The organism is Synechococcus sp. GFB01 (genome assembly GCF_001039265.1).
Classification (GTDB): Bacteria; Cyanobacteriota; Cyanobacteriia; order PCC-6307; family Cyanobiaceae; genus NIES-981.
On the sequence record NZ_LFEK01000065.1, the window covers coordinates 1 to 10,180 of the forward strand.

Here is a 10,180-nt window from a genome sequence, read left to right on the forward strand (position 1 = left end):
GATAGCGGCCTTCGTAGAGGGCATTGGCACGGATCGCCGGAAAGGCGAACTCGGTGATGAAGGGCTCGATCAGATCACCCACGATCGACTGGCTGGCGCCGGAATCCAGTGCCTTGCGACGGATCGGTTCGAGCTCATCGCCCTGGCCCAGATCGGCGGCGAAGGTGATCACTTCTTCCACGCCCCACTCGTTCTTCAGATAGGGGATGCAGACGCTGGTATCCACGCCACCCGAATAGGCCAGCACCGCCTTCTTCGCCCGACCCATCAAGGCACTCCCCCGTGATCCGTGTTCACTCGCTCGATTCTCCCCTGTCGGGGGCGCCGCTCTGCAGCCGCCAGCGGCGCAGCAGCCACAGGGTCATCAGCAGGGGCGGCCCGAGCAGCAGGGCCCCGATCGCACCGCCACGGGGCACCAGCGGCTCGGGCCAGCGCTCACCGGCCGCCACCAGGGCGGCACTGAGGGCCAGCGCCAGGGCCCAGAGTCGCAGCACGGCGCCGATCTTGGAGAGGGTCATGGGGGCTCGCGTTATGGTGGTGGATCGGTCGTGGCCCGTCCAAGCCTGAATGAGCAAGCTCAGCGCCGGTGCCGCCGGCAGCACCCTCGACAGCATCAATCCATCGCTCACCCGCTACGGCCGGAATGAGCCGGCGCCGGTGCTGCCCCTGCGGGAGGAGCCGGATCTGCTCAGCTGGCTCGAGAGCAGCGGCAGACTTGTGGCCGACGAGGACACCGCCGGAGCCGATGTGAGCACGGTGGAAGAGGAGGAGCTCTCGGCCCTGATGGGCGAGAAGGAGGAATACAACCCCGCCGACGAGCAACCCGAGGAGGACTGGGAGGACTGATCCCTTCACGGGACACTGGAACGGTCGGCTCCCGTTCCCTTGACCCGCACGGTTCCAAACCCATCCAGCCCGACCCGATCCAGATCCAGCCGATCAGGGGGTGGCGCAGCTTCTGCAGCCCTGCTGGCGCTGATCCTTCTGCTGGCCTGTCTGCTCAGCGACATCCGGGTCGCCAATTCCCTGCTCACGCCCCCGCTGCTGCTCGCCTGGGGGATCAGCGCGCTGGTGACCGCCTGGGGGGTACCCCGGCTCCGGGCCCTGAAACTGGGACAGGTGATCCGCGAGGAGGGTCCGCAGGGGCATCTCAGCAAGGCGGGCACCCCCACGATGGGGGGACTGCTGGTGGTGCCGGTGGGGGTGATCGTGGGCGGGCTGATCAGCCCGGGCGATCCCCGTCTGATGGCCGTGGCCGCCGTGACCCTGGCCACCATGGCCATCGGCGCGGTCGATGACTGGCGCAGCCTCACCCGACGGCACAACACCGGCCTGAGCCCGAAGGTCAAGCTGCTGCTCCAGGCCGGCGTGGCGCTGGCCTTCCTGGTCTGGGCCGCGCAAGGCCAGTGGCTCGGAGGAGCCCATCCCGGCGACGTGGCTCTCCCCCTGGGCTGGGTGCTGCCCCTGGGGCTGCTGATCTGGCCCCTGGGGCTGTTCGTGTTTCTGGCGGAGAGCAACGCCACCAACCTCACCGATGGTCTCGACGGGCTGGCGGCCGGCTGCGGTGCCGTGGTGTTCACCGGCATGGGGCTGCAGCTGATGCTGCGGGGCCATGACGGCGACCCGGCCCTGGCGGGGTTCTGCGCCGCGATGGCGGGCTGCTGGCTGGGGTTTCTGGCCCACAACCGCCACCCGGCCCGCCTGTTCATGGGAGACACGGGTTCCCTCGCCATGGGCGCCTGCCTGGCCGCGGTGGCCCTGCTCTCCAACAGCCTCTGGCCGTTGCTGCTGATGGGTGGGGTGTTCCTCGCCGAATCGCTGTCGGTGATCCTGCAGGTCTGGGTGTTCAAAGCCACCAAGAACCCGAGCAGCGGCCAGGCCAGGCGGCTGTTCCGGATGGCGCCGCTGCACCATCACTTCGAGCTGGGCGGGCTGAGCGAGCAGCAGGTGGTACGACGCTTCTGGGCGGCAAGCCTGCTATTGGTGCTGATGGGAGTGCTGCTGCTGCCCTGACGACGCCCTGACAACGGTCTGACGCGATGGCCTACTTCACCTGGACGGAACGCGGACTCACGGCCGACTGCGCCAGTCTGGAGGCGATGGCGGCCCGCTTCGAGGAGGCAGCCGCCCTGATGCGGCGCATGGCAAGGGAGGGCTTCCGGCTGGAGCGGCACAGCGACGGCCAGCGCATCACCCATCCCGACCCGACTCTGTTCGAGGCCTACGGCTTCGTGAGCGAGGAGCCGGCGGTGCGGCAGCTCACCCTGCTGCCCTAGCCGCTGCGGCGCAGATAGCCCACCACCCACACCAGCACGAAGGCCAGCGACGAGGCACCCAGGTAGATCAGGGCCCAGCGCTGCAGATCGGCGATGTCCCAGCCGAACAGCAGGCTGTTGGCCGCATCGCCGGCCGTGCTGTAGGCCAGGGTCAGGGCTGACGGCACCACAGCGCTGCAGGAAGATCAGGACCTTCTCTACCGTGCCGACTCCCCTGATGGCCAGACCCGCTGACACCCTGCCCCGCACCCTGATGCTCCTGGGCAGCGGTGAACTCGGCAAGGAGGTGGCGATCGCCGCCCAGCGGCTCGGATGCCGCGTGGTCGCCGTGGACCGCTACCCGGGTGCCCCCGCCATGCAGGTGGCCGACACGGCGGAGGTGATCGCCATGACCGACGCCGAAGCGCTGAAGGATGTGGTGCGCCGCCACCGACCCGATCTGGTGATCCCGGAGATCGAGGCCCTGGCGGTGGATGCCCTGGCGGAGCTGGAGCGCGAGGGCATCAGCGTGATCCCCACCGCCCGGGCCACGGCGGTCACGATGAACCGTGACCGCATCCGCGATCTGGCCGCCTCGGAGCTGGGCCTGCGCACGGCCCGCTTCGCCTATGCCGAAAGTGCCGAACAACTGGCGAGCGCGGCCGCGCCCCTGGGCTGGCCGGTGGTGGTGAAGCCGGTGATGAGCTCCTCCGGCAAGGGTCAGAGCGTGGTTCAGAACCCCGAGGGGATCCCGGCCGCGTGGGAGGCGGCCCTGGCAGGCGCCCGCGGCGCCGGCGCCCGGGTGATCGTGGAGGAGTTCCTGCACTTCGAGCTGGAGATCACCCTGCTCACCGTGAAGCAGTGGATCGGGCCCACCCTCTTCTGCCCACCGATCGGCCATGTGCAGGAGCGCGGCGACTACCAGTGCAGCTGGCAGCCGGCCCGGATGCCGGACTCGGCTCTGGCGACGGCTCAGGCGATGGCCCGGGCCGTCACCGACAACCTGGGCGGCGCCGGCCTGTTCGGGGTGGAGTTCTTTCTCTGCCGCAGGGCGAGCCAGCCCGACAGCGGCGATCTCGAAGTGGTGTTCTCCGAGCTTTCACCGCGGCCCCACGACACCGGACTGGTGACGCTGATGGGCCAGAACCTCAGCGAGTTCGAACTGCATCTGCGCGCGGTGCTGGGCCTGCCGATCCCCGAGATCCGCAGCCTCGGCCCGGCCGCCAGCCGCGTGATTCTGAGCCAGGGCGCCGGTGCTCCGGTGACCTTTGCCGGCGTGGCCGACGCCCTGGCTGAACCGGAAACCCAGGTGTTGCTGTTCGGCAAGCCCGAGGCCCGGCCCCTGCGCCGCATGGGCGTCGCGCTGGCCCGGGGGTCCAGCGAGGCCGAGGCGCGCCACCGGGCCGATGCCGCCGCGGGGCGGATCGCAGTGCGGAGCGGCGGCTGATCCGCTGCTGAAACGGTCCAGTGGGATCTGGTGCAGGGCTGCTTCGGCCTTTAAGGTGCGCCCACATCACAGCGCCATGAGCCAGGCCGTACCCGAGCTCCTCCGCCGTCGGCAGCGCCACCCCGTGGCGGGGGATCCTGGTGTGACCGACCTGGACGACCGTCGTTCCCAGCGCCGCCGCAAGAGCCCTGCAGGCGGCCGCAGGCTTCCCCTGCTCCCCTTTCTGCTGGGCATGGCCCTGGGCTATGGGCTGGCGGTACCGCTGCCCAAATTGCTGCAGGCGCCGCCCAGCCTGGCTGGGATGATCCACCCGCTGGGCCTCGGCAATCGCCGCATCGTGGTCCTCGGCACCGACAAGGTCGGCGCCAACACCGACGTCATGCTGACCGTGCGGATCAACGACGGCAGCACGGAACTGCTGCAGGTGCCACGCGACACATTCATCGAATCGCAGCAGTTCGGGGTGGTGAAGGCGAACGCCCTCTACGCCTTCGGCGGCATCGACTCGGTGAAACAGGAGCTCAGCTCCCTGCTGGGCACCCCGGTGGATCGCTACGTGCGCATCAACCTGCGGGCGGTGGAACGCCTGGCGGAGGCTGTCGGCGGCGTGGAGGTCGACGTGCCCAAGCGGATGTACTACGTCGACAATGCCCAGGGGCTCTACATCGACCTCCAGCCGGGCCCGCAGGTGCTCAAAGGCGAAGCGCTGGAGGGTTTCCTGCGCTTCCGCCACGACGAACTCGGCGATCTCGGGCGGATGGAACGCCAGAAGCTGGTGCTCTCCGAGGTGTTCCGCAAGCTGGCCGATCCCGTCACACTGGCCCGGTTGCCCATGCTGCTCAAAGTGGCCGGCGACGACGTCAAGACCGATCTCAACCCCGTTGAGCTGGCGCAGCTCGTCAGCGCGATGGGCAGCACGAAGCTGAAGACCAGCCAATTGCCGGGCCGGCTGTTCTGGCACAACGACCTGAGCTACTGGATGCCGGAGAGCAACCAGCACTTCGCCGCAGCGGAGAGTGCCGACCCCGCCCTCTGAGCCCGGAGGGAGACCTCCCAGCTGAGCCTGCAACGGTCTCAGTGGCGCAGGAAGCGGTGGTGATCCAGGCCCTCCAGAAGACCCCAGGCCTGGGGTCTCGATGAGAAGAACACCCCACGATGGCTGCGGAGGCTGTCGAGGGCTGGGTCGTGATCTTCCGGCACCACACCCAGCGGCAGACCCCGCAGCAACTCGCCATCCCCCTGCTGACTGGCTTCCACGAGGATCGCCCCGAGCGGCATCTGCCAGCGGAGGGCCATGTATCGCAGGGCCTCGGTCTTGGAGGCGGTCAGCGGCAGCACATCGAGATACCAGTGGTGGAAGAGGTGGGGCCGGGCCAGCAACCTGTGCTGGCGAAGGGTCTGGCGCACCAGCGGGATGATCCCCTGATCGGGTTCGGTGAGCGTGTAGCTCACCTTGAAGGGTCCCTGATCAGCCTCGGGTTGCAGCTCCAGCCGAGTGCCCAGTTCCGAGAGGGCCCGCTCCACGGCTGCGCGGTCCCAGCGACGACCGATATGGCGCTGCCAGTGGGGATCCGACACATCGCCATGGGGTGTGGCGATGTGGATCTCAGTGCCCGAGCTGCTGATCCAGAGGCAGGGATCGGGCAGGTGCAGCTCGGCGTAGCGCTGGCGAGCAGCCTTGTAGCCACGGCCGGTGCAGACCGCCAGGGCCAGGCCGGGATGCCGGCCCAGTCGGCGCCGCAGTTCCGCCAGGCTGGCGGGCTCGGGGCAGGACAGGCTGGCGTCGAGATCGAGCACCAGCAATCGCTGGGGCGGCCGGCCGGAACCGGCCTGACCCTGCCGGAACCAGAGGGTGGGGCGCAGACTCACCGCCTGCCGGGCGCTGGCCAGAGCCTCCCCCAGGTAGTGGATGACGTGGGCATCCCAGCTGAAATGGCGGCTGACCACCTCGATGCCGTTGTCGCGCCAGCGGCGCCAGCGATTCGGATCGGCCAGGCTCTGCTCGATCGCCGACTGCAGAGCATCGAGATCGGAGACATCCACCAGCAGACCGTTGTGGCAGCGGTTGAGAATGTCGCGCGGGCCGCCGTCATCCGTGGCCACCACGGGCAGACCGCTGGCGGCCGCTTCCAGCAGGGTGAGCCCGAAGGCTCTGTGAGGGCTGGATTCACGAACACGCCCCCGAGCCGGGAAGCCCAGCGGTAGATCTCGGCAATCTGACTGCGCTGGTGCTGCTTCGGATAGCGACCTGGCCATAGAGGTCATAACGGTCCACCAGCTCGAATACCTGCTGGAGCACATCCCGCTGCGCCGTCTCCAGCTGGCGGGGGTCATCGCGACACCCCAGCACCAGCACCAGGTTGTGGCGCCGCCGCAGGCGCTCCGACCGGCCGAACACCTCCACCAGCGCCGGGATGTTCTTGCGCGGATCGGCTCTGCAGATCGCCAGCAGTGGTGGCTTGGCCGGATCGCGGAGGAAGGGGGCCATCAGTTCCCTGATCGCCGATTCATCGGCACCGGCCTGGGGTGGGAAGAACTGACGGCTGTCGACCCCCGGAGGAATCACCCGGGCCTGGTCCGCCCGGAAGCGCCCGTAGCGGGCGTACTGGTGGTCCAGCTCCTGGCGGGTGCTCGTCACCACCAGGTTGCTGTGGGCCAGAGCCAGCTCCTCGGCGTCGATCCGCTGCGCCATGGAGTAGTGGCTGTCGATCTGGACGGCATCGAGCCCGGCGGCCAGCAGCCGTCGCCGCTTCTCCCGCCCGAGCGAATGGGCGGTGAAGACCAGCGGGATGCCGAGGCGGCGACGCAGCAATGCACCCACATAGCCGGCATCGGCGTAGTGGGCGTGGATCCAGTCGGGCAGCCGCTCCTGAGCCAGCAAGGCCTCGGCCAGGGCATCGGCCAGCTCATCGAGATGGATCCAGAGAAGTTCCTTGCGCAGGTAGCGGCTGGGCCCGAAGGCGAACCGGCGGATCGTGGCGTCCGGTGCCAGGGGCTCGAGGGGCTTCGCGTAGTCGGCCGACACCCGCCTGTCGCGGATCAGCCGGGTCACCACATCGACCCGCTCCACCTCGGGACGGGCCGCCATGGCCCGAGCCAACTCCAGCACGTAGGTGGTCTGCCCGCCGGTGTCGGGATCACGACCGAGCTCGAGGTCATGGGATCGAAACAACCCATGCAGGTGCAGATGCAGCACGTAGAGGCCGGCCATGGCGGGCTCCTGGCGAACGACGAACGGCAATGGCGGTTGTCGTTATCGATAGNCGGGATCTGACTGGCTGTCAGCCCTGCAGTAGCGCGATCAGCGCAGCAATAGTCTCAGTCAGGATGGCGAGACTCGCTGTGTGGAGAGCCCACTGAGCGAACGCTGGGCAGGCGCGGGTCNGCAATGATTTGTGATGAAACGCCCACTTCAGGCCGCCGCCCGTGCAGACGGATGCTGCGCCAGCACCTGCCTGAGGTAACGCCCCGTGTGACTGGTGGAATGCTCGGCCACCTCCTCCGGGGTTCCCGTCACCACGATCTCGCCTCCCTTGTCTCCCCCTTCCGGCCCGAGGTCGATGACCCAGTCGGAGCAGCGGATCACATCGAGATTGTGCTCGATCACCAGGATCGAATTGCCCTTGTCCACCAAACGCTGCATCACATCCATCAGCTTGTGCACGTCGTAGAAGCTGAGACCGGTGGTGGGTTCGTCGATCAGGTAGAGGGTCTTGCCGGTGGCCCGCTTGGAGAGCTCGGTGGCCAGCTTCACCCGCTGCGCCTCGCCGCCCGAGAGGGTAGGCGCAGGCTGACCCAGCTTGATGTAGCCCAGGCCCACATCCACCAGGGTGCGCAGGCGATCGGCGGCCTGAGGGATGGCGGAGAACACCTCACAGGCCTGCTCCACCGTCATCTCCAGCACATCGGCGATGGTGTGGCCCTTGTAGGTCACCTGGAGCGTCTCGCGGTTGTACCGGGCGCCCTTGCAGACGTCGCACTGCACATAGACATCCGGCAGGAAGTTCATCTCGATCACGTTCACGCCCTGGCCGCTGCAGGCCTCACACCGGCCGCCCTTGACGTTGAAGCTGAACTGGCCCACCTGGTAGCCGCGGGCCTTGGCCTCCACCGTGGCGGCGAACACCTGGCGGATGGGGTCGAACGCACCGGTGTAGGTGGCGGGGTTGGAGCGGGGGGTGCGGCCGATCGGGCTCTGATCGATCACGATCACCTTGTCGATCGCCTGGATGCCCCGCAGTTCGTCCAGCCCCGCCGGAAAGGGCACCTTCAGGCCCAGCTGGTGTTCGAGTGCCGGATGCAGCAGCTCGTTCACCAGCGTGCTCTTGCCACTGCCGCTCACACCGGTCACACACACCAGGCGGCCCAAGGGGATCTGCAGATCGAAGCCGCCGAGATTGTTGCGGCGGCAGCCACCAGGGTGAGCCGGCGCGAGCCGCTGCTGCGCCGCTGGGAAGGGGTGGGGATGCTTCGCCGGCCGCTCAGATAGGCCCCGGTGAGCGACGTCTCGGCCGCCAGCAGGTTGGCGAGGCTGCCCTCCGCCACGATGTGACCGCCATGCACGCCGGCGCCGGGGCCGATGTCAACGATGTGGTCGGCGGCGCGGATCGTGTCCTCGTCGTGCTCCACGACGATCAAGGTGTTGCCGAGATCCCGCAGCTTGATCAGGGTGTTGAGCAGCCGGTCGTTGTCGCGCTGGTGCAGACCGATGCTCGGTTCATCCAGCACGTAGAGCACCCCGGTGAGGCCGGCACCGATCTGGGTGGCCAGGCGGATCCGCTGGGCCTCCCCACCACTGAGCGTCATCGCCGGCCGGTCGAGGCTCAGGTAGTCGAGCCCCACATCCAGCAGAAACTTCAGCCGCAGACGGATCTCCCGCAGCACCAGATCACCGATCTGGATCTGGCGGTCCGAGAGCAGCGGTGCGGACCCCTCGCTCTCGCCCACGCCCATCAGCTGCTCGATGCGGCGCAGACTCTCGGCCACGCTGGTGGAGGTGAGCTCATGGATCCGGTAGGGCCCCACCCGCACCGCCAGGGCCTCGGGCCGCAGGCGCAGCCCCTGACAGGTGGCACAGGGCACCAGCTCGAGATACTTCTCGAGCTTCTGGCGCATCGCCTCTCCACTGGCGTCGCGCAGCTGGCGCTCCAGGATCGGCAGGATGCCCTCGAAGGGCCTCACGTAGGTCTGGGAGCGGCGATAGCGGCTGTCGGCCTGGATCGGGATGGGCTCGCGTGAACCGTGCAGCAGCACTTCGTGCTGCTCGGGGCTGAGCTGATTCCAGGGGGTCTTGATCTCGAACCCGAACGCCTCGCCCACCGAATAGAGCAGCGAGAAGTAGTAGGCGTTGTCCTTCTCGGCCCAGGGCGCCACGGCGGCATAGACCGGCAGCGAGGGATCGGGGATCACCCGCTCCACGGTGAACTTGCGCAGATGGCCGATGCCGTGGCAGTCGGCGCAGGCGCGTAGGGGCTGTTGAACGAGAACAGCCGCGGCGAGAGCTCCTCCATCACCGCCCCGTGCACCGGGCAGGCGAAGTTCTCGGAATAGAGCCGCTCCCGCTCGATCCCCTCCGGCAGCGCCTGATCGGCCTTGGGCACCACCTCCACCAACGCCAGGCCATCGCCGCGCTTGAGGGCGGTGCGCAGCGAATCGGTGAGCCGCTCCTGGATACCGTCGCGGGCGACGAGCCGGTCGACCACAACCTCGATGTGATGGCTGTGGTTCTTGTCGAGCTCGATGTTGTCGGCCAGCTCACGCACCTCGCCGTTGATGCGCACGCGGGCGAAGCCTCGGCCACCAGGCCACTCAGCAGCTTCACATGCGTTCCCTTCTTGCCCCGCACCACCGGAGCGAGCAGCTGGTAGCGGGTGCCCTCCGGCAGCCTGAGGATCTGATCCACCATCTCATCGATCGACTGGGGCCGGATCGATCGGTCGCACTCCGGGCAGTGGGGCTCACCGGCGCGGCCGAACAGCAGGCGCAGATAGTCCTGGATCTCGGTGACCGTGCCGACGGTGGAGCGGGGGGTTATGGCTGGTGGATTTCTGGTCGATCGAGATGGCCGGGGACAGGCCCTCGATCGCGTCGACGTCGGGCTTGTCGACCTGCCCGAGAAACTGACGGGCATAGGCCGAGAGGCTTTCCACATAGCGCCGTTGCCCCTCGGCGAAGATCGTGTCGAAGGCCAGCGAGCTCTTGCCGCTGCCGCTGACGCCCGTGAACACCACCAGCCGGTTGCGTGGAATCGTCAGATCGACGTTCTTGAGGTTGTGCTGTCGAGCACCCCGGACCCGGATCACCTCCTCGAGTGAGCCGCCGTTGAGGCTCATCAGGGCGGYMKTKGAGCGAAACATGCGTAAACTGATTCTCACCAGCGTTGCCAGCATTGGCCTTATCAGCCTCGGCGCTTGCCAGAGCGAGCAGGCCGACCAGGTCGAAGACCAGGCTGAAGCCCAGGCTGACGCGCTGGAAGACG

At 68.1% G+C, this 10,180-nt stretch carries 8 protein-coding genes and 2 pseudogenes; 5 read left to right on the top strand and 5 right to left on the bottom strand.

The genetic code is table 11. The features are described 5' to 3' along the window. Together SYNGFB01_RS08485 and SYNGFB01_RS08490 are read right to left on the bottom strand one after the other, a co-directional pair. A partial coding sequence (locus tag SYNGFB01_RS08485) for an argininosuccinate synthase domain-containing protein (protein WP_048017704.1) occupies window positions 1–268 on the bottom strand: 268 nt, incomplete at its 3' end. A 25-nt stretch (window positions 269–293) separates the two neighbouring features. Then, entirely contained in the window at window positions 294–518 is a 225-nt protein-coding gene (locus SYNGFB01_RS08490; RefSeq protein WP_048017705.1) for a hypothetical protein, read from the bottom strand. A 49-nt stretch (window positions 519–567) separates the two neighbouring features. Here SYNGFB01_RS08490 and SYNGFB01_RS08495 point away from each other — a divergent pair, with 49 nt between their 5' ends. From SYNGFB01_RS08495 to SYNGFB01_RS08505, 3 genes are read left to right on the top strand one after another with little or no spacing between them, the layout of a single operon-like run. Then, window positions 568–846, top strand: a complete 279-nt coding sequence (locus SYNGFB01_RS08495) for a DUF3134 domain-containing protein (RefSeq protein WP_048017706.1) — start codon at window positions 568–570, stop codon at window positions 844–846. A gap of 39 nt (window positions 847–885) precedes the next feature. After that, on the top strand, window positions 886–2,013 hold the full coding sequence (mraY, locus tag SYNGFB01_RS08500; RefSeq protein ID WP_072061593.1) for a phospho-N-acetylmuramoyl-pentapeptide-transferase: 1,128 nt from the start codon (window positions 886–888) through the stop codon (window positions 2,011–2,013). Between the two features lie 26 nt (window positions 2,014–2,039). Then, on the top strand, window positions 2,040–2,276 hold the full coding sequence (locus tag SYNGFB01_RS08505) for a hypothetical protein (RefSeq protein WP_048017707.1): 237 nt from the start codon (window positions 2,040–2,042) through the stop codon (window positions 2,274–2,276). Here the strand turns inward: SYNGFB01_RS08505 and SYNGFB01_RS08510 are convergent. Continuing rightward, window positions 2,273–2,443, bottom strand: coding sequence for a cytochrome B6 (locus SYNGFB01_RS08510; RefSeq protein WP_200900089.1), 171 nt, complete (start codon window positions 2,441–2,443; stop codon window positions 2,273–2,275). The two genes, SYNGFB01_RS08505 and SYNGFB01_RS08510, sit on opposite strands and share 4 nt — an antisense overlap. A 50-nt stretch (window positions 2,444–2,493) precedes the next feature. Here SYNGFB01_RS08510 and purT point away from each other — a divergent pair, with 50 nt between their 5' ends. Beyond that, window positions 2,494–3,702, top strand: a complete 1,209-nt coding sequence (gene purT / locus SYNGFB01_RS08515; protein ID WP_048017708.1) for a formate-dependent phosphoribosylglycinamide formyltransferase — start codon at window positions 2,494–2,496, stop codon at window positions 3,700–3,702. Window positions 3,703–3,778: 76 nt separating this feature from the next. Then, the gene (locus tag SYNGFB01_RS08520) at window positions 3,779–4,738 is read left to right on the top strand and encodes an LCP family protein (protein ID WP_048017709.1); all 960 of its coding nucleotides are present in this window, start codon (window positions 3,779–3,781) and stop codon (window positions 4,736–4,738) included. Window positions 4,739–4,776: 38 nt separating this feature from the next. Here the strand turns inward: SYNGFB01_RS08520 and SYNGFB01_RS08525 are convergent. Together SYNGFB01_RS08525 and uvrA are read right to left on the bottom strand one after the other, a co-directional pair. Continuing rightward, window positions 4,777–6,913: pseudogene (locus SYNGFB01_RS08525) on the bottom strand (HAD family hydrolase). Window positions 6,914–7,114: 201 nt separating this feature from the next. After that, window positions 7,115–10,058, bottom strand: a pseudogene (uvrA, locus tag SYNGFB01_RS08530) (excinuclease ABC subunit UvrA). Between the last annotated feature and the right edge of the window lie 122 nt (window positions 10,059–10,180).